Origin of the sequence: Jiangella aurantiaca, assembly GCF_004349105.1 — a bacterium.
GTDB classification, from domain to species: domain Bacteria; phylum Actinomycetota; class Actinomycetes; order Jiangellales; family Jiangellaceae; genus Jiangella; species Jiangella aurantiaca.
In genome coordinates this window covers 30,739-50,110 of record NZ_SMLB01000021.1, presented here as the reverse complement: position 1 = coordinate 50,110, position 19,372 = coordinate 30,739, and the positions used below count along the sequence as shown (strand labels likewise).

Annotated in this window: 14 protein-coding genes; 11 read left to right on the top strand and 3 right to left on the bottom strand. The window is 71.8% G+C overall.

Annotated features, from left to right (window positions below):
• Nucleotides 1–45 precede the first annotated feature (45 nt).
• Nucleotides 46–954, top strand: coding sequence for a ribosomal RNA small subunit methyltransferase A (locus E1262_RS16165; RefSeq protein ID WP_132104175.1), 909 nt, complete (start codon nucleotides 46–48; stop codon nucleotides 952–954).
• Here the strand turns inward: E1262_RS16165 and E1262_RS30375 are convergent.
• Complete coding sequence (locus E1262_RS30375) at nucleotides 854–2,800, bottom strand: PQQ-like beta-propeller repeat protein (RefSeq protein ID WP_162605942.1); 1,947 nt, start codon at nucleotides 2,798–2,800, stop codon at nucleotides 854–856. The genes E1262_RS16165 and E1262_RS30375 overlap by 101 nt on opposite strands.
• Nucleotides 2,797–4,965, bottom strand: a complete 2,169-nt coding sequence (locus E1262_RS16160) for an outer membrane protein assembly factor BamB family protein (RefSeq protein WP_162605941.1) — start codon at nucleotides 4,963–4,965, stop codon at nucleotides 2,797–2,799. The genes E1262_RS30375 and E1262_RS16160 overlap by 4 nt, the downstream gene beginning before the upstream one ends.
• A 446-nt stretch (nucleotides 4,966–5,411) precedes the next feature.
• Between E1262_RS16160 and E1262_RS16155 the strand changes: the two genes are divergently transcribed.
• The 10 genes from E1262_RS16155 (at nucleotide 5,412) to E1262_RS16115 (ending at nucleotide 18,124) form a co-directional block, all read left to right on the top strand.
• The gene (locus tag E1262_RS16155; RefSeq protein WP_132104173.1) at nucleotides 5,412–9,392 is read left to right on the top strand and encodes a heparinase II/III family protein; all 3,981 of its coding nucleotides are present in this window, start codon (nucleotides 5,412–5,414) and stop codon (nucleotides 9,390–9,392) included.
• Nucleotides 9,393–9,518: 126 nt separating this feature from the next.
• The gene (locus E1262_RS16150) at nucleotides 9,519–10,772 is read left to right on the top strand and encodes an ABC transporter substrate-binding protein (protein ID WP_203453925.1); all 1,254 of its coding nucleotides are present in this window, start codon (nucleotides 9,519–9,521) and stop codon (nucleotides 10,770–10,772) included.
• Between the two features lie 57 nt (nucleotides 10,773–10,829).
• Nucleotides 10,830–11,735: a carbohydrate ABC transporter permease gene (locus tag E1262_RS16145; protein WP_132104172.1), complete on the top strand. Its 906-nt coding sequence runs from the start codon at nucleotides 10,830–10,832 to the stop codon at nucleotides 11,733–11,735.
• On the top strand, nucleotides 11,732–12,610 hold the full coding sequence (locus E1262_RS16140; RefSeq protein ID WP_203453924.1) for a carbohydrate ABC transporter permease: 879 nt from the start codon (nucleotides 11,732–11,734) through the stop codon (nucleotides 12,608–12,610). The genes E1262_RS16145 and E1262_RS16140 overlap by 4 nt, the downstream gene beginning before the upstream one ends.
• Before the next feature lie 7 nt (nucleotides 12,611–12,617).
• Entirely contained in the window at nucleotides 12,618–13,343 is a 726-nt protein-coding gene (locus tag E1262_RS16135; RefSeq protein WP_132104171.1) for an amidohydrolase family protein, read from the top strand.
• Complete coding sequence (locus E1262_RS16130) at nucleotides 13,340–14,140, top strand: amidohydrolase family protein (protein ID WP_132104170.1); 801 nt, start codon at nucleotides 13,340–13,342, stop codon at nucleotides 14,138–14,140. Before E1262_RS16135 ends, E1262_RS16130 begins: the two co-directional genes overlap by 4 nt.
• Nucleotides 14,137–15,315 (top strand): DegT/DnrJ/EryC1/StrS family aminotransferase, encoded by a 1,179-nt coding sequence (locus E1262_RS16125; RefSeq protein ID WP_132104169.1) that lies wholly within the window; start codon nucleotides 14,137–14,139, stop codon nucleotides 15,313–15,315. The genes E1262_RS16130 and E1262_RS16125 overlap by 4 nt, the downstream gene beginning before the upstream one ends.
• Before the next feature lie 127 nt (nucleotides 15,316–15,442).
• Nucleotides 15,443–15,580 carry a hypothetical protein gene (locus E1262_RS30370; RefSeq protein WP_158602927.1) on the top strand — a complete coding sequence of 46 codons (138 nt, stop codon included), beginning with the start codon at nucleotides 15,443–15,445 and terminating at the stop codon, nucleotides 15,578–15,580.
• A gap of 481 nt (nucleotides 15,581–16,061) precedes the next feature.
• Complete coding sequence (locus E1262_RS16120; protein ID WP_132104168.1) at nucleotides 16,062–17,078, top strand: NAD-dependent epimerase/dehydratase family protein; 1,017 nt, start codon at nucleotides 16,062–16,064, stop codon at nucleotides 17,076–17,078.
• The gene (locus tag E1262_RS16115) at nucleotides 17,078–18,124 is read left to right on the top strand and encodes a dihydrodipicolinate synthase family protein (RefSeq protein WP_132104167.1); all 1,047 of its coding nucleotides are present in this window, start codon (nucleotides 17,078–17,080) and stop codon (nucleotides 18,122–18,124) included. The genes E1262_RS16120 and E1262_RS16115 overlap by 1 nt, the downstream gene beginning before the upstream one ends.
• On the opposite strand, the gene E1262_RS16110 is transcribed toward E1262_RS16115, so the two are convergent.
• On the bottom strand, nucleotides 18,114–19,340 hold the full coding sequence (locus E1262_RS16110) for a response regulator (RefSeq protein WP_132104166.1): 1,227 nt from the start codon (nucleotides 19,338–19,340) through the stop codon (nucleotides 18,114–18,116). The two genes, E1262_RS16115 and E1262_RS16110, sit on opposite strands and share 11 nt — an antisense overlap.
• Nucleotides 19,341–19,372: the final 32 nt, after the last annotated feature.

Sequence of the window (19,372 nt, the reverse complement as noted above, 5' to 3'; positions counted from 1 at the left end):
TCGACGTCCGCCGTCTCCCGTGATCCCGATTGGTCGTGATGGCCCATGCCACGGCATGCCCGCACCCACTCCCGTACTCACTCCCGTACGAACCGCCCCGCGAGCAACAGCGCACCGAACCACGCCGGCATCCACCTGCTCCGCGACCCGTCCGTCAGCGCCCGCATGGTCCGTTCGTCCGGTGCCGGGCCGGGCGACCTCGTCGTCGAGCTGGGCGCCGGGCTCGGCGCGCTGACCGCCCCGCTCGCCGAGACGGGCGCTCGCGTCATCGCCGTCGAGCGGGACCCGCGGTTCGTCGCGAAGCTGCGGCGGCGCTTCGACGGCGACGACGGCGTCCGGGTGGTCGAGGCCGACGCGCGCACCGTCATGCTGCCGCACCGTCCGTACGCTGTGGTCGCGAACATCCCGTACGCGATCTCGACGGCGCTGCTGCGCCGGCTGCTCGACCCCGAGGCGACGTCCGTCCAGCAGGCGGACCTGCTGGTCGAGTGGGGGTTCGCCAAGCGGATGACGGACAGCCGCCCGCGCGACCTGGAGGTCGCGTGGTGGCAGGCCCGGTTCGAGTTGAGCATTGCCGGCCGGGTCCGGCCGGGCAGCTTCCGGCCGGCGCCGTCGGTCGACTCCGCTCACCTGGTGGTCCGCCGCCGCACGGACGTGTCCCGGCCGCAGGCCCGCCTGGCCCGGAGGCTGTTGCAGGACGCCTACCGGCAGCCGCACCGGGCCGCTCGGGACGTGCTCGCTGCGCACGTGCCGAAGAAGCGCGCCCACCGGCTGCTCACGTCGACGGGGATCGACCCGCCCGCCGCCGCGGAGACGGTTCCGACGTCGACTTGGCTGGCGCTCGCCCGCGACCTCACCGCCGATGCCGCGGATGCAGGTCGAAGCGGGCGAGCTGGCGGCCCGCCACGCCCCACGCCGTCCAGCCGCGCTCGAACGCCAGCTGCGGGACGGTGAACCAGCTGGTGGCGATCGGGCCGGCCAGTTGCTCGGCGTCGTGGTCGGACCGCAGCCGGTAGATGTAGTCGCCGAAGTTGGTCTCCGCGAAGACCTGGTCGTTGTGCACACAGATCTCGCCGTACCCGCTGAGCTTCCCCTGACGGACGACGGTGCGTGTGGCCAGGTCCATCGCGAACCAGGTGCCGCTCACCCGCTTGTACACGCCGTACAGGAAACCGTCGTACACCTCGACGTGCTGGAGGCTGGCCTGCCCGGCCAGCGGCTCGGTCCGCCAGAGGACGGCCCGGGTGTCCAGGTCGAACGCCGCCACCTGCGCCACCTTCCGGGTGGGGGTGGCTCCGCCGCTGCCCCAGGTGTCGCCGGCCAGGTAGGCGACGCCGTCGTGCACGGTGACCGACATGACGCTCTGCTCGGGCAGCACGCCGACGTACACGTCCATCGCTCCGGTCGCGAGGTCCACCACGGTGAGCGCGCCGTCAAGACGGCCGTACGACGGTGCCGTCGCCACGAGCAGGAGCCCACGCTCGGCGTCCATGGCCAGCTCCCAGGGCCGCTGCTGGTTGTGCCCGATGAGGCCCATCGACGAGACGCCATCGGTCGCCGGGTCGATGCTGATCAGCTCGCCGCTCGGATACAAGGCGGCCAGCACTCGCCCATCGTGCGGCTTCATCGCCTTGACCTCGCCGGCCACCCGGATCCGATGCGGCTCGACGCCGTCCCACGGACGGTGCACGGTCAGGTAGAAGTGCCCGCCCACGTTCACGGCGCTGCCGTCGTAGGCGATCGACTGGACGAGATCGGGCCCGGCGACGTCGGTGTCGGTGAGGTCGACCGTCCCGGTGTCGCCGGTGACGAGGTCGTGGAACCACAGCAGGCCGCTGCCGCCGGCACCCAGCAGCACCGATCCGTCACGCAGCCAGATGCCCCGGGTCTCGTCACCGGCGTTGGCGGCGCCGACCCGCTCCAGCATGTCGCCCACCCGCCGGTACAGCGCTCCGGTCCCGCGGGCGGCCGCGAGTAGCTCGCCCGACGGCGTCACCGTCAGCGCGTCGATCATGCCAGGGCCGTCGGGCGCGGTGGCCACCGCGTGATCGGAGCCGTCCGGTGCCAGGTCGAGCAGTCGGCCGCCGGTGGAGGCGATCACCCGGCCGCCGGTGGCCACTATCGCGTCGATCGACCCGGCCCGGTCGAGCTCCGCCGGATAGATGTCGCGCATCGCCCCGGTGGCTCGGTCGACGGCGACGACGTGCCGGACCGGCGTGGTGCCCACGTAGACCGAGGTTTCGTCGGCGGCTACCACACGGGCGTATGCAGCATCCGTGGCGACTCGGCCGAGGTTGCGCAGCACCCCCGTGTCCGGCCGGAACTCCCACAGCTCACACCGCGGCGACGTGCCCGCGTACACCGCGCCATCCGGTGCGGTGGCCAAGCACCAGACGAAGCCGCCGCTCGGCCCGATGGTGCCCAGGCGCTCGACTCCGCCGCCGGCCGGGTCGTACCGGTAGAGGTCGGGGGTCGGATAGGTGCCGACGTACACGTGCCCGCCGGACACCGTGCACGCCCAGCCGCCGTCGCCGCGCTGGAGTCGGTCGATCCTGGTGACCGACCGGCTCGGCAGATCGACGGTGACGACCTTGGGCGGGGTCTGGCCCCGGGTCACCGCGTAGCCGGTGTCGCCGTCGACCGCCATCCCGACGATCGCCGCCGTCAGAGCGGCCGGCCCGAACAGCTCCGGCGCCGGCGCACCCGCAGCGGCAGCAGTGCCCACAACTCCCGGTACGACGGGCAGGGCACCGGCCGCGGCGACCGCGGAGAGAAACGTGCGGCGGCTGAGCTCGGTCATCGGAAGGTCCTCTCCGGTGCGGCGACGGTGACGCTCTCGGATACCTCGACCTCGCCCCGCGGAAGCGACGGGTGCGCGACGCCGGTGACGTCGACGGTGACAGCGGCAGTGTCGGCGACCGTGCCGCGCAGGACGCAGCTGCCGTCGCCGCCCGTCACGCACGTTGTGGCAGCGCCGGGCGGCCGGCCGCTGTCGGACCGCCACGCCGTCGAGACCCGAGCGCCGGCCAGCGGCGACCCATGTCCATCCAGCACACTGACGGTGACGAACGCCTGCCACACCCGGGACCGGTCCGGGTCGCCCACCCACGACGACGCTGCCGACGCGGACACCGCGGCGAACAGCTCGCCGGGGACGTCGAGGCGCACGAGGGTGCGGCCCTGCACGGCGAACAGCGCCGTGCCATCCGGTGTCGCGGCGACCGTGGGCGGCCCCGCCCACTCGCCGGCGAGACCGGTGTAGACGGTCGAGACGACCGGCACGCCCGGCTCCGGCCAAGTCAGGCGGAAGATCGACTTGCCATCGGTCGTGTAGACGCCGGTGGCCGACGGCGTCAGAACCGACGCGTTCGCCCCCAACCCGTGCTCCCAGCGCAGGTCACCGGACGCCTGATCGAGTCCGAAGAGCAGGCCGGTCGAGGTGATGCCCACCAGCTCGCCGCCGATCAGCTGGAGATCGCCGATGACGGTGGCGCCGGCGGGCGCGTCGACCGACCAGCGCACCGTGCCGGTGCCTGCGTCGACGGCGGCCACCTCGGCCCGCGTGGCGACGGGGGGCGTGCCCAGGCCGCTCTTGATGTCGCTGCCGATGTAGACGGTGTCGCCGTCGGCCGTGACCGCGGAGATCGTCTGCGCCTTCACGATGTCGCGGTACACGTCCAGTTCGCCGGCTCCGGTGTCGTAGACGGCCAAGGCGCCGCCGTAGCGTCCGTAGTCGGGTTCGGTGGCGACGTAGAGGCGGCCGGTGGGCTCGTCGAAGAAGGAGTCGCGGGGCCGGGTCTGCTCGTGTCCGATGTCCGCCAGGGACCTCACCGGCCCGGACACCCGCGGCAGCTCGTAGATCAGCGCCCTGGTGTAGACCGACAGATAGACGGTGTCACCGGTGGGCCACAGTGACTTCGCCTCGCCCGGGACGAAGACCCGGCTGCTGGTGCCGCGGGCGATGTCATGGATCTGGACTCCGCCGGAGCCGGACACGTAGACGTGCTCGGCGTCGGCGGCCAGAGCCATCGGCCGTTCCGGGTTCGGGCTGACGCCGGCCGCGTCCAGCGGCAGGCCGGTGACGCTGCCGTCGGCCGGGTCGTAGCTGTAGGCGAGGCCGTCGACCAGGCCCCAGACCCGGCCGTCGTGAAAGGTGAGGCCGTTGGCCGCCTTCTCCGGCGCTGGTACGGCCAGTACCTCGGCGGTTCCCGACCACAGGTCGTAGCCGTACAGCGTCCCCGACGGGCGCGCGGCGAAGTACGCGCGGCCCGCCTCGCCACCGGCAACGGCGACGACGAACGTCTCCGCCGGTGCCTGGACCAGCTCATACCGGGATGGATCCGCCGTGTCCAGCGCGAGCAGCTGGCCGCGCGGCGACACGCCGCCGAGGAGCACACCGTCGTGCAGGGCCAGGGACGACACGAAGGTGGCGCCCGCCAGGTCCGGGGGAGTGACGTCGGTGAACTCGAGTGTGGCCCGGTCGATGCGCACGAGTGACGCGGCCGCACCGATACCGGCGTAGACGTGCCGTTCATCGGCCACGAGTGCCCGCACGTAGTCCTGCCCCGGCACGGTCACCCCCAGGTCGGTGACCGCTCCGGTGGCCGGGTCGTAGGCGAAGATCCGCCCGCCGGACGACTCGTACGTCCCGGCGTACACCACGCCGTCCGGTGCCACCGCCAGGGCGTAGATGACCGCACCGGAATCTCCGGCGGTGAGGATCTCGTCGACCGCACCGCTCACGGTGTCGACGCGGTAGAGCTTGGCCGGTGTGTAGGTGCCGACGTACACGTCGGTACCGGACGCGGCGCTGACCCATGCGCCCTGCCCGGCCGGCAGCGGAATCTGGTCGACGGCCCGGCCGGTGGCCGGGTCGAGCCCGATCAGCGTCGGCGGGGTGGTCTGCCGGGTCGAGAACCACAACACGTCGCCGATGAACCCGCCCGAGCCCGTCGGTGTCGCCACGCTGGCCGGCCCCAACGGCCTTGCGGTCCAGGCCATATCGCCGGCCGCCGGCGTTGACGCGTCCGCAGACAACGATGCCAGCAGGGAAACGACGAGCACGAACGTCGCGAGCAGGGATGGGCGGGGCATACGGCCTCCTCGAACTGAACTTGCCGCAGCGTAACGAGCTGGGCATATTCGGTCAAGACCGTAATTGTGGGTGTGCTCGGACGATGTTGTTGGAAGCGCGGGCACACGCCGGGCTGCCGATGTCGATTGCTCGCAAGGCCTCATCGAGAGACCGACGCCCGACTGCGCGGTCGGCTCCCAGCGCCTGCGGAGAACGGCCGGCCCGGGTGGGAGCGCACCGATCGTGCGAACTCCCAATTGCGGCCCTGGACGTAATTACCGCCGTCTCGCTAGGTTGGCGCGCAGACGTCAGGCAGGCACGGCCCTGAGGAGTGCGGATGCGGCTGGTAGGCGAACGCAGAGCGCGACGATTTCGACGGCTGGGCGGTGTCACCGTATCCGCCACCCTGACGGCGGCCTTGTTCGCGGCTCAGCCCGCAGACGGCCTCGTAGACGCCGCCTTCTACGCCGAGCTCGACCTGACCAGACCGGGGCTCGCGGCCGTGAAGGCCGAGGTGGACGAGGGCGACTTCGCGGGCGCGGACGAGGCACTGCGGGATTTCTATGCCGCGCGGGAGACCCCGGTCCACCTGCCGCTGCAAGGTGACGCCAGCGCGATCCCGAAGGCGACCGACCTCGCCGCGGGCCGCTTCGAATTCGCGGGCGGCATGGTGCGCGACTACTACGACGACGCCGCGGGCAGGATCGACGTCGACTGGGGCGATACGTGGAGCGACTACGAGAACGCACCGGTCGACGCGCCGTCGCTGATGCATCGCTTCACGTTCTACGACGAGCTGATCCGGGCGTACCTCGCGCTCCCGGCCGACGACCCGCGACGCGACGACCTGGCCGTCGCCTGGATGCAAGTGGCCCAGGACTTCATCGCGGACATGAGCGACGCGCCGATCGGTGCCGCGCCGCACACCCTGCTCACCGAGGGGATCCGGCTGCGGTACTGGCTGGACGCGTTCTCGGTGTTCAAGAGCAGTCCCGCCGTCTCGGCGCGCGACCTCGTCAGGTACGTCGACTACATACGCCACTCCGCGGATGACATCCAGCTCAACATCGAGACTCGATACGGGAACAACTGGTACATCTCCCTCGCGCGGTCGATCTACCTGGCCGGCATGTACCTCCCGGAGTTCAAGGGCGCGCCGACCTGGCGCTTCAAGGGCATGACAGCGGCCGACCGGTACGTCGACCGCAACATGCGCAGCGACGGGTTGAGCTACGAGCCGGCGCTCAACTACCAGAACTACGCCATCGACCTCATGGCCGAGATGCAGCGGATGGGCCAGATCAACGGGGAGTCACCGTTCACCGACCAGGAGCTCAGCTACTTGATCCTGCAGACCGAGGCGCTGGCCGCGGTGACGATGCCCGATTTCACGGTCCCGCTGTTCGGCGACACGTCGAACGCGCGGCTCGATTTCCAGGGCCTCGCGACGTTCGCCGATCAGTTCGGACGCGACGACATCAGGTGGGTCGCGACGAGGGGCGCTTCCGGGCACAAGCCATCGTGGGGTTCGCGGCTCTATCCGGAGAGCTACGCGATCATGCGCAGCGGCTGGGACACCGACGACCAGTACATGTTCGTCGGCAACCAGGACAGCGACTACTCCGCGTCCCACCGGCACCCGGACGACCTCGGAGTGGTGGCCTACGCCTACGGCCGGCCCTTGGTGGTCGACCCGGGCGTGTACGGATCGGCAGCTGCCGCGGACACCTGGCTGCGGCGCACGACCGAGGCACACAACACCGTCGAGGTCGGCGGCGTGCCGCAGCCGCCGACGAGTGCGAGCAACCCGCTCGCGCGACGCTCGCTGCAGTGGTACTCGAACGACGGCTTCGACTTCTACGAAGGCGAGCACGAGGACTACGAGCCCATCACGCACTCGCGCAGCGTGTTCTCGCCGAAGCCGGGCTTCTGGATCGTCAGCGACGTGCTCGCCGGCAGCCCGGAGCCGGAGGACTATCGGCAGCTGTGGCACTTCCCTGCCGACGCACCGGTCTCGATCGACCCCGCGACGGAGACGGTCGCAGCTGGGTTCGCCGACGTGCCCGGAGTAGTGGTCGCGCCGGTCGATCCTGGAAGGACCACGACGAACCTTCACCCGGACGGCTACGTGGCGGACGGGTTCGGGCGCCTGCACAGCGGCGTCGACTACGTCTCGATGTCGCAGACGACGCCGGGTGACGCCACCTTCGACACCGTGCTGTACCCCGGCGACGCGGGCGCCGCCCCGGACGTCTCCACCAGCCGGATCGAGTTGCCAGTGCCGACCAGCGTCGCGACCGCGATGCGGGTGAACCTTCCCGGCGGCGTCAGCGGCGTCTACTACCTGTCGCACGAGGCCGGCCCCGCCGCGCGGACGGCCGGCGACTACCGGTACGACGGGCGGCTGTTCTACGTCGAGACGGACAGCGCGGGCGACGTCACGCGACTGTCGCTCGCCGCCGGCAGGACCCTCGTCCACGGCGCCACGACGGTCGTGTCGTCCAGCGCACCGGTGAACGACCTCTCGCTCGAGTACTCGGGCAGCCGCCTCGTCCTGTCCACGGGCGAGCCGTTCGAGGCCGACCTGACCGTCCACGCACCCGGCGTCACCGAGGTCGTGCTCAACGGCTCTGGCGTCGAGTTCACCCGCGACGGCGACGCCGTGACCGTCGCGGCACCGGTGCTGGCACCCGCCGACACGCTCCTGGACGAGCCGTTCGGATCTGTGCGCGACGGCGGCGTCCGCGAGTGGACATTCGCCGACGGCGGCGCCGAGCACTGGCAAGGCCGGCGCGGCGACTGGTCCGTGACCCACGACGCGACGGGCGACCAGGTCTACCGCCAGACCGACCGCCGCGCGGTCCGGGCTCAGACGGCCGTGCCGGCGTCCCTCGACGACGCCTCGCTCAGTGCCGACGTGACCCGCGGAGCGGCCGGACAGGGCGTTCACGAGCTCGGCCTGCTGATGCGGTACCAGAACCCGGAGAACCATTACCGGCTCGAGCTGCATCGCCTGCGAGACGACCTCGTGCGCGCCAGGATCACCGCGTCGATCGACGGGGAGGTGACCATCCTCGCCTCAGACGCGGTGTCGATCGACCTCACCGAGCGGCACCACCTCACCGGCACCGTCCGCGGCGACCGGATCGAGCTCGCGGTCGACGGCACCGTCGTCGCCGCGGCCACCGATGCTCGGCTGACGACCGGTGGTGTCGGGCTCTACGCCCACCGGACCGAAGCGTCGTTCGACAACGTCAGGGTGGACGCGAGCACCGTGTGGGACTTCGACGACGGCAGTGCGGGCGACTGGCGCGGCCTGGCGGGCACCTGGGGCGCAGCCGACGGTTTGTACCGGCAGACCGACACCAGGCAGGTCGAGGGCATGGCGATCGCCGAGTACCTCGCCGACGACGTGGACGTCGCGGCGACGGTCGGCCTGGGCCAGCCGGGATCCTCCACCCACGCGTACGGCATCGCCTTCAGGATGCACGACTCCCGCACCTACTACATGGCTCGGATCTACCGGAGTTCCGGGACGACGTCCGCGGAGCTCTTCAAGGTCATCAACGGCAGGCGCGAGGGCTTCACGAGTGGTCCCGCCGTCACGGTGCCACTGTCACTCGATGCCGCCGAGCGACATCAGCTGCGGGTCAGGGCGAGCGGCGACCTGCTCCAGTTCTGGATCGACGGTGAACTCGTCGCCACGGCGATCGACAGCGATCTGCCGACCGGAGGTGTCGGGCTGCAGGCGCACCGGGCGAACGTCGTGTTCGACGACGTCTCGGTGACGGAGTTCACGGACCCGACGGCGTGGACGGCGTCCCGAGGCCATTTCGCCGACACCTCCGAGAACCTGCGCATGGAGTCGTCGGGACGCTCCCGCAGTCAGCTGGACCTGGCCACCACGGTCATGTGGGAGGACTATGCCGCCTCGGCCGCCTTCCTACCCGACGACTGGTCCGGTGCCGGGGAGGTCGGTCTCACCGTACGCTCGACGAAAGACACCCTCGGGTACCGCTGCGTGCTGGTCGACACCGGTGCCGGCCGGGTCGCCCGGATCGAGCGGTTCGCCGGCAGCTCACGGGCGACGGCGGACCCCGTGGTCCTAGCCGAGCGGCCGGTGAACTTCTCCAAGAGCGGCCCGCTGGCCGTCGAGGTGATCGCTCGCGGATCGACGATCGAGTTCTGGCTCGACGGCACCCTGCTGATCTCTGCCACGGACACTCTGATCCGCCGAGGCGGAGTGTCGATCATCGGCTCGGGTGTCAACGCTGAGGTCACCGGCGTGCACGTGCGCGAGCTGGCCTTTCGCGAATAGGGCGATCGGCTGGTGCCGGCCCGCGCAGTCACGGGGCGGTGGCGACCGGTCTTGACCGTCTCCAATGGTCCGCTATAGTTTCGGCCCAGGCCGGTATTTGCTGGCCCTTCGGCGAGGAGGTTTCCGGTGCGAGTTCGAGGTATGGCGGTCGGGGTGGCGGCGCTGTTGACCGTCGCCGCATGCGGGGGTTCGGACGACGACACGGCCGGCGGCGGCTCGGCCGAGGTCACGGTGTGGATGTACCCGGTGATCCCGGACCAGGACGCCAGCATCGAGTTCTGGGGCCAGGTCGAGGCGGACTTCGAGGCCGAGCACGAGGACATCGACCTGACCATCGAGCAACAACCGTGGGAGGGCCGCGACGAGAAGATCGCAACGGCGATCGCGTCCGGCCAGGGTCCGGACCTCGTGCTACTCACCCCCGACCAGACGCTGCAGTACCAGGTCACCGGCGGGCTGAAGCCGGTGGACGGCGCCGTCGAGGAGGACCGCGACGCGTTCCTGCCGAGCGCGCTGGACGTCGTGACGTTCGAGGATGAGCTCTACGGCGTGCCGATCTACCACACGAGCACCACGACGGCGTACAACATGGCCGCGTTCCAGACCGCCGGCATCACCGAGCCGCCGACTACCTGGGAGGACGTGCTGGCCGCCGCGCCGGCGCTGGCCGCGAACGGCGTCGCGGTCATGGACTACTCCGGCTCGCCGGAGACGACGCTCAACCTGACCTTCTATCCGTTGCTGTGGCAGGCCGGCGGCTCGGTCTTCACCGAGGACGGCTCCGACGTGGCCTTCGATGGGCCCGAGGGCCTGGCGGCGTTGCAGTTCCTGCTGGACCTGCAGGCGCAGGGCGGGCTCCCGGCCGATGCGGCGACGAAGACGAATGCCGTGGACGGCGGGCCGCTGACCACGGGCGCGGCAGCCATGACCTTCGCCATTACCATGCCGGACGTCGAGCACATGCGGACCGCCGTCGGCGCGGAGAACGTCGTGGTCGCGGAGCCGCTGACCGGCGAGGAGCAGGTGAGCTTCGGCATCCCCGGCGTCCTTGCGCTGACCAGCATCAGCGAGGACGACGAGGCGGCCTACGAGGTGGCGTCGTACATCGCCTCACCCGAGGTCAACGCCCGCCTGAACGACGCGGCCGGCACCTTCCCGGCCCGCACCGACGTCGACGCGCCCACCGGCGACGACGCCCTGACGGCGCTCAACGACGCGCTCCAGTTCGCCCGCCCGGGCGAGGTGACGCCGACCGCGCGTCAGGTGATGGCGGTACTGTCGGCACAGCTCCAGGCTGCGCTGCAGGGGTCGAAGTCGCCCGAGGACGCGCTGGCCGACGCCGCCGCGGAGGCCCGCGACCTGATCGCCCGTGGCGGCTGACGCCACCACGACTGACGCCACCACTGCTGACGCCCCACGGCGGGCGAGGAGAACCGTATGACGTTGGAACGCACGGCAGTGCCTCGCCCGACGTGGCGGCAGCGCGTCCGCGACCCGGGCTGGGGCCTGCTGTTCGTCCTGCCCATGCTCGTGTTGTTCGTGATCTTCCGGTTCGTGCCGAGCCTCGGCGCGATCGGGATGAGCTTCACCGACTACCGGCTGAGCGGGGAGTTCTCGTTCGTCGGCGCGGAGAACTACAGCCGTCTGATCAGCGACGACCTGTTCTTCGACAGCCTGCGCGTCACGCTGCTCTACGCGGTGATCTACGTGCCGCTGACGCTGGTGGTCTCGCTCGGCACGGCGACCCTGCTGCACCACGTCGTGCGGGGCCGCGGGCTCTTCCGAGGGCTGCTGTTCCTGCCGTACGTCACCTCGTTCGTCATGGCCGGCATCATCTGGATCTGGATCTACCAGTCCGACGGCCTGATCAACGGCGCGCTGGACGGCCTCGGCCTCGGGCCGGTGCCGTTCCTCACCGGCAACCAGGCGATGGTGCTGGGCTCGCTGGCCGTGGTGTCGGTGTGGAAGAGCTTCGGGTACTCGATGCTCATCCTGCTGGCCGGGCTGAAGAACATCCCCGAGGACGTCATGGAGGCGGCCACGCTCGACGGCGCCGGCGCGTGGGCCAAGTTCCGCCGCATCACGCTGCCGCTGCTGCGCCCGGTGATCTTCTTCGTGCTCGTCATCGAGACGATCGCGGCGTTCCAGGTGTTCGACACGATCTACGTCATGACCGGCGGCGGCCCGGCCCGCGCGTCGTACGGATTGGTGTACATGCTCTACGACCAGGGCTTCCGGTTCTTCGACTTCGGCTACGCCGCCACCATCGGCGTCATGCTGTTCGTCGTCGTCTTCGTGATCTCCCTGGTGCAGCGATACGTCCTGGACCGGGAGAACACGTGACCACGCTCACCGCACCGCCGGCTCCGGCGGAGACGCGACCGGCCGGCACCGGCCGGCGTCGCCGCCGGTGGTCCGGCGCGAACATCTGGCTGACCGTCCTGCTGATCCTGGCGTCGGTCTTCACCGTGCTGCCGTTCCTCGCGGTGTTCGTGCTGGCGCTCAGCCCCGAAGGCGCCCAGACGATCCCGGACCAACTGCCCGACGAGGTGACGTTCGAGAACCTGTCCGGGGTGCTGTCGGCGTCGTCGTTCCTGCGCTGGACGCTGAACTCGTTCGTGTACTCGATCGTCTCCGTCGTCGTCATCCTGCTGACGGCGGCGATGGCCGGCTACGCGTTCGCGCGCAAGCGGTTCCCCGGCAGCAACGCGTTGATGTGGTCGTTCCTCGCCACGCTGATGGTGCCGATCCAGGCCACCCTGATCCCGATGTTCGTGCTGGTGTCGAAGATGGAGGGTGTGAACACCTTCTGGGGGCTGATCGTCCCGACGCTGGCGAACTCGCAGGCCGTGTTCCTGATGCGCCAGTTCATCAAGGGGCTGCCCGACGACCTGTTCGACGCGGCGAAGATCGACGGTGCGGGGGAGTGGACGGTGTTCTGGCGGCTGGTCCTGCCCCTGACGAAGCCGGTGCTGGCCACGCTGGGCATCTTCGTGTTCCTGTGGCACTGGAACGACTTCCTGTGGCCGCTGGTGATCGCGCAGACCGACGACATGCGCACGCTGACGGTCGGGCTGTCGACGCTGAACGCCGAGACGGTGGCGCGGGCGCGGATCATGGCGTCGGCGGCGATCAGCGTGATCCCGTGCCTGGTCATCTTCGGCGTCCTCCAGCGGTACCTGGTGAACAGCATCGCGACCACCGGGCTGAAGGGCTGACCTGCCGGTGCGGATCTTCGACGCCCACCGGGTGCTCGGGCCGGTGCCAGGCGACCACGTGCCGTCCGCCGACCTTGCAGGGCTGCTCGTGGAGCTGGACCATTTCGGCATCGACGGCGCCGCCGTCACGCCGAGCCACGGGCTGTACGGCGATCCGGCGCACGAGCACACGGCCGGGGCCGGACACGAGCGGCTGGTCCCGGTCCCGGTGATCCTGCCCGCGGTGCCCGGCGCCGGCTGGCCGGACGATCCGGGCGCGGTCGTCGACGCCGCGCCGGCGATGGTGCGGGCGTGCCCGGTGCGGCACCGGTTCGCGCTCACCGGGCCGGTGGCGTTGCGCTGGTGGCACGAGCTGGCCGCGGCCGCGATCCCACTCGCGCTGGACGCGCACGAGGCCGGCCTGGACCGCGTCCGTGCCCTGGCCACTGCGGTGCCGCAGCTGCGGGTACTGGTGCTCTCGCCGGGCTACCGGTGCCTGCGCGAGCTGGCCGAGCTGCTGGGCGCCCACCCGGGCGTCTACGTCGAGACCGGCACGCTCGCCGCCGCCGGCGCCGTCGAGTGGCTGGCCAAGCAGGCCGGCGCGCACCGGCTGGTGTTCGGCACCGGTGCGCCGGTGTGGGACGACGCCGGCCCGCGGTTCCAGCTGGACCACCTGCGGCTGCCGGACGCCGATGTCGAGCTGATCGCGGCCGGCTCGTTCGCGGCGCTGCGGGCGGGGGAGGCGCCCGAGTGAGCCGAACGACTGATGTCAGAGGCCCGGTGATCGACGCGCACGGCCACGTGGGCGGCTGGGCCGATTTCTTCGTGCCGGAGCCGGACGCGACCTGGCTGGTGGACGTCAACACCGAGATCGGCATCGACGTCGTCGGGGTGTCGCACCTGGTCGCCGTCGGCCGGGACGCCGCGGCGGGCAACGAGCTGGCGCTGGCCGAGGCCGAGCGGTACCCGGGCCGCATCGGGGTCTGGCTGGTCGCCGACCCGCACCGGCCGGACGCCGTCGCGCCGCTGCGCGACCAGCTGGAGCGGCCCGGCGTCTGGGGCCTGAAGCTGCACCCGGACACGCACGAGTGCGCCGTCACCGACCCGCGGTACGAGCCGCTGCTCGAGCTGGCCGCCGCGGCCGGCGTCCCGGTGCTGTCGCACGGGCAGACGCGATCGCCGTACTCCGACCCCGGCGACCTCGCGGAGGTGGCCCGCCGGCACTCGACGCTGCCGGTGCTGGTCGGGCACGCCGGCCTCTGGCAGGACGGCTTCGACCGTGCGGCCCGGCTGGCCGCCGCACACCCCAACCTGTACCTGGAGATCTGCGGCTCCCGGCTCACCACCCGCTGGCTGGAGCGTCTGGTCGCGGTCGCGGGCGCCGACCGCGTGCTGTTCGGCACCGACGCGTGCTTCCTCGACCCGCGGCTGGGCCTGGGCAAGGTCCGGCACGCCCGGCTGTCCGACGCCGACCGCGCGCTCGTCCTGGGCGGCAACGCCGCCCGGCTGCTCGGCCGGCGCCTCACCATCGCCTCGCAGGAGACGCCATGACGACACTCGCGATCGACGGCGGCGAGCCCACGCGCCGCGCCACCTGGCCGGCCTGGCCACCGCCCGCATCGGAGGCGCAGCGCAAACTGCTGGCGGAGGTGGTCGACAGCGGCCACTGGGGCGCGACGTCCGGGCCGCTGTGCGAGCGGCTGGCCACGGAGTTCGCCCACCGGCATGGCGCGAAGCACGGCATCGTGCTGACGAACGGGACGCTGGCGCTGTTCATCGCGCTGCGCGCCGCAGGCGTCCGGCCGGGCGACGAGGTGGTGGTCCCGGCGTACACGTTCGTCGCGTGCGCGACGGCGGTGCTGCTGCTCGGCGCGGTGCCGGTGGTCGCCGACGTCGACCCCGTCCATCTGCACCTGACGGCGGACACCGTCCGGCCGGCGCTGAGCCCGCGCACGCGCGCCGTCATGCCGGTCCACCTGGCCGGCAGCCCGGCCCCGCTGGACGAGCTGCTCGCGCTCGCCGCCGAGCACGGCCTGGCCGTCGTCGAGGACAGCGCCCAGGCGCACGGCGCCTCCTACCGCGGCCGGCCGGTCGGCGCGCACGGGACGGCCGGCACGTTCAGCTTCCAGTCCAGCAAAGCGATGACCGCCGGCGAGGGCGGCCTGATCGTCACCGACGACGACGACCTCGCCGCCCGCGCCTGGTCGGCCTGCAACGTCGGCCGGGTCCGCGACGGCGCCTGGTACCACCACGCGGAGGTCGGCTGGAACCTGCGCATGACGGAGCTGCAGGCGGCGCTGCTGCTGCCGTGGCTGGACCGCCTGGACGACGAGGTCGGCGCCCGCGACGCGTTCGCGCGGCGGGTGACGGACGGCCTGGCGGCGGCGGACGGGCCGGTCGAGGTGGTGCCGCAGCCGCCGGGCACCACCGTTGACTCGCGGCACCTGCTGATGCTGCGGGCGGCGCCGGGCGTGGACCGCGCCTGGGTCTCGCGGGCGCTGGCCGCCGAGGGCGTCCCTGTGGACGACGGCTATCCACCGCTGGCCGCCCTGCCCGCGCTCCAGGGGCAGGCGCGAGCGCTGCCGGCCCCGGGCACCGAGGCGGCCGCCGCGACGGTGTTCTGGCTGCGCCAGCCCATGCTCATGGCCGGACCGGACGGCGCGGACGACGTCGTGACCGCCGTCGGGCGGGTCTTCGGCGACGGGCGGGCGTTCCCGCGCAGGTGACGTACCGCGACACACCCGGACGAACCTCCGGGCGTCATCCCTCAATGTGAGACTTTCGCTTGCGCCGCACGGGGCGGTCGGGCCGATCATGGAACCAGCGTTGTCCCCACCACTGCAGGGAGTGGCGATGGGTCAGAAGCTGGCAAAGAGGTTCATGGTCGCGTTCGGACTGGGCCTGGTGCTGGCCCTGATCTTCGACCATTCCGCCGCGGGTTTCGCGGTGGGGTTCGCCATCGTCTTCGGAGGCGGTCTGGCCGCCGAGTAGTCGCCTCCCGGTCCCGCTCGGCCCTGCATCACCAGGATTACCCGAGCCTCGACACGATTGCAGGCGTGGTGATGCTCCAGGAAACGTAGTGACGTGCCCCGGATCGCGGCGAAATCTCACCACGTGGACGCCGCGGCGGGCCGGCGACCTCACACCGCCGCCGGGAAGCGCCGAGCTCTCGGCCCGTGAACGTGGCGGCACTCGCGCGGGCGACACATCACCCGCGTCGGGGCCGTTATGGGGACCCGGGCCCACGGTGTGCGGCCCTCAGGCGAGTGAGGTATCCGCATCGCAGGTGACGCACGATCGTCCACGCAAGAAGGACGGCGAACGCCACCACCCCGACGACCGGCACACACGCGTTACTGCCTCTTCACGGCAGGATTGCGCGCCTTGACAGCATCGCGTCCAGCACCCTTGACATGTTCACGTCTCGCAAATTACGGTCTGGACCGTAAGTACCGAATGATGGAGGGTGCGCGTGCGGAGCATCGACGAGCTCGACGAGCGACTATCGCGGCCACGGCCGGAGCTGGTGGAGGACCTGCGCCGGCTCGACGGCGACCTGGTCGTGCTCGGTGCGAGCGGCAAGCTGGGCGTGAGCCTGGTCAGGCTGGCCGTGCGGGGCATCGAGGCGGCCGGCACCGGTGCCCGCGTCGTCGCGGTGTCCCGGTACAGCGCGCCCGGCGCGCGCGAGGCCATGGAGGCGACCGGCGCGGAGGTCGTGGCGGCCGACGTCGCCGACGACGACGCCCTGTCCGCGCTGCCCGACGCCGCGAACGTCGTGTACCTGGTGGGCGCGAAGTTCGGCACCGAGGGCAACCAGGCCGGAACCTGGGAGACCAACGTCTACCTGCCCGGCCGCGTCGCCCGGCGCTACGCCGGCAGCCGCATCAGCGCGCTCTCGACCGGCAACGTGTACCCGCTCGTCGACGTCGGCAGCGGCGGCGCCACCGAGGACACCCTGCCCGGGCCGATCGGGGAGTACGCGATGTCCTGCCTCGGCCGCGAGCGGGTGCTGCAGGCCGCGTCGCAGCGCGACGGCACACCGATGGCGATCATCCGGCTCAACTACGCGGTGGAGATGCGCTACGGCGTGCTGGTCGACCTCGCGCAGGCGATCGAGGCGGGCGAGCCCGTCGACGTCACGATGGGCAGCCTCAACCTGGTCTGGCAGGGCTACGCGAACGAGGTGACGCTGCGGGCGCTGCTGCATGCGTCCGCCCCGCCGCTGCTGTTGAACGTCACCGGCCCCGAGACGCTGGGCGTGCGCCGGCTGGTGACGGACCTGTCCGCGGCGCTGGACAAGCCGGTGACGTTCACCGGCGAGGAGGCGCCGACGGCGCTGCTGGCCAACGCGCAGCGCTGCCACGGGCTGTTCGGCTACCCGGACGTGACCGTGCCCGAGCTGGTGGAAGCGACGGCGCACTGGATCCGGGCCGGTCTGCCGACCCTGGGCAAGCCGACGAAGTTCCAGCGACGCGACGGGAAGTTCTGATGCCGACGACCGATGGTCCCCTCCGCCGGTTCCGCGCCGGCGGCGTGATCCCGGCGCACCCGCTCGCCATCGACGAAGACCGCAAGCTGGACGAGCGGCGGCAGCGGGCGCTGTCGCGGTACTACGTCGAGGCCGGCGCCAGCGGCCTGGCGGTCGCCGTGCACACCACCCAGTTCGCCGTGCACGAGCCCGGCCGGGGCCTGCTCGCCCCGGTGCTGGAGCTGGCCGCCGAGACCGCCGGCGAGTACCCGGACCGCGCGCCCGTGCTGGTGGCCGGCATCGTCGGGCCGACCCAGCAGGCGGTCACGGAGGCCGAGCTGGCCCGCGACCTGGGCTACGACCTCGCTCTGCTGACGCCGTACGGCACCGGCGGCGCCACCGAGGACGAGCTGCTCGACCGCGCCCGCGCCGTCGGCGAGGTCATCCCGGTCATCGGCTTCTACCTGCAGCCCGCGGTCGGGGGCCGGGTGCTCGGCCGCGACTTCTGGCGGCGGCTGGGCGAGCAGCCCGCGGTCGCCGGCGTCAAGATCGCGCCGTTCGACCGGTACGCGACGCTGGAGGTCGTGCACGGCCTCGCCGAATCCGGCCGGGTCGGCGACATCGCCCTGTACACCGGTAACGACGACCACATCGTCATGGACCTGCTCACGACGTACGACGTCGGCGGCCAGCGGGTCGAGGTGGTCGGCGGCCTGCTCGGGCAGTGGGCGGTGTGGGTGCGCGGCGCGGTGGATGTCCTCGCCACGGCCGGCCGGGCTCGGGCCGGTGACGACGTGGCGCTGCGCGAGCTGCTCGCGCTGAACCCCGTCCTCACCGACGCCAACGCGGCGATCTTCGACGCCGCGCACGCGTTCCACGGCTGCGTGCCCGGCATCCACGAGGTGCTGCGCCGCCAGGGCCTGCTGACCGGACTGTGGTGCCTGGACGAGGACGAGGTGCTCTCGCCCGGCCAGCTGGCCGAGATCGACCGCATCTGGGCCGCGTACCCACAGCTGCGCGACGACGACTTCATCGCCGAGCGGCTGGACCGCTGGCTCAGAGGGTGATGCGGTACAGCGTCAATGGCCGCCCGATCGTCCCGGACTCCAGGCTGCCCGACCGCTCCGCGCACCCCGCGAGCTCCAGCCGCTGCAGGATGCGGCGTGCCGTCCGCAGCTGCACGCCGAGCCCATCGGCGATGTCGCGCGTGGTGAGCGGGCGGTCGGCGCTGGTGGAGGTGATCTCGCGAAGGCGGTCGAGGGTGCCGACCGAGAGGCCGACCCGGCTGGCGACGACGGCCCGGCTCTGGTCTGCCTTCGGCGCCTCGGCCGGCGCGACCGTCTCGAGCAGGATGTCGACGTCGTTGCGCGACGACACCACGGCGGCGACGTCGCCGTGGCTGCGGGCCCGGGCCAGCGCCCGGCGGGCCAGCCGCTCGGCCTCGGCGCCGCTGTGCCCGATGCCGAACCCGATGCGCACGACGTCGTGGCGCTGCCCGAGACGGTGCAGCAACGGCAGCGCGGTGAACCCGCGCGAGGCGTCGTGCAGCGGCCCGCGGGTAGTCACGATCAGCGACAGCGTCTCGGAGTACTGCGACAGCGAGCCGCCGAGCAGGCCGACCTCGCGGGCCAAGTCCTCCAGCTCAGAGGTGGGGGAGATCTCGACCAGGCCGAGCGCGACCTGCGCGTCCTCCTGGATCTGGCTGGTCGCCGACAGCAGCAGCTGGCGCAGCGCCGCACGCACCGACTGCCGCGACGGCGCCAGCCGGAACACCGGCAGCTCGCCGCTGAGCTCGTCGTGCACCGATGCCAGGCACGTGACGGCGACGGTGTTCTCGTGACGGGCCGCGTGCCGGCGGTGGAACGCGGCGAAGTCGGCGGCAGTGGCACCCGGCCGGTAGGGCAGCGTGCGCACGTCGTCGACCGGCACCCCGGCGTCCCGCAGGGTGCCCTGCACCTGTGCGGCGTCGAGGGTGTCGACCGAGAGCCGGGTGACGTCGTGGCCGTCGCGCAGCAGCCGCACCAGGGCCTCGAGCAGCGTCGCCCCGCTGTAGTCGACGAACGCGGCCGGGCGCGTCAGCGCGTCGTGCGCGATGGTGTAGGGCACGATGCCGGTGAACAGCCAGGCGTCGACGCCCGACGCGTGGGTGGTCACCATGGCGGTGGCCTGGGTCTCGTGGTCGTAGTCGAACCGGTGCACCCGCACCCCGGGCTGCTCTTCGCAGACCGTCGCGACGCTGTCGACCAGGTCGTGCGGGCCGACCACGCCGATCGAGGTGTCCATGCGACAACTGTAGCCACTTGGTCCAGATTTCG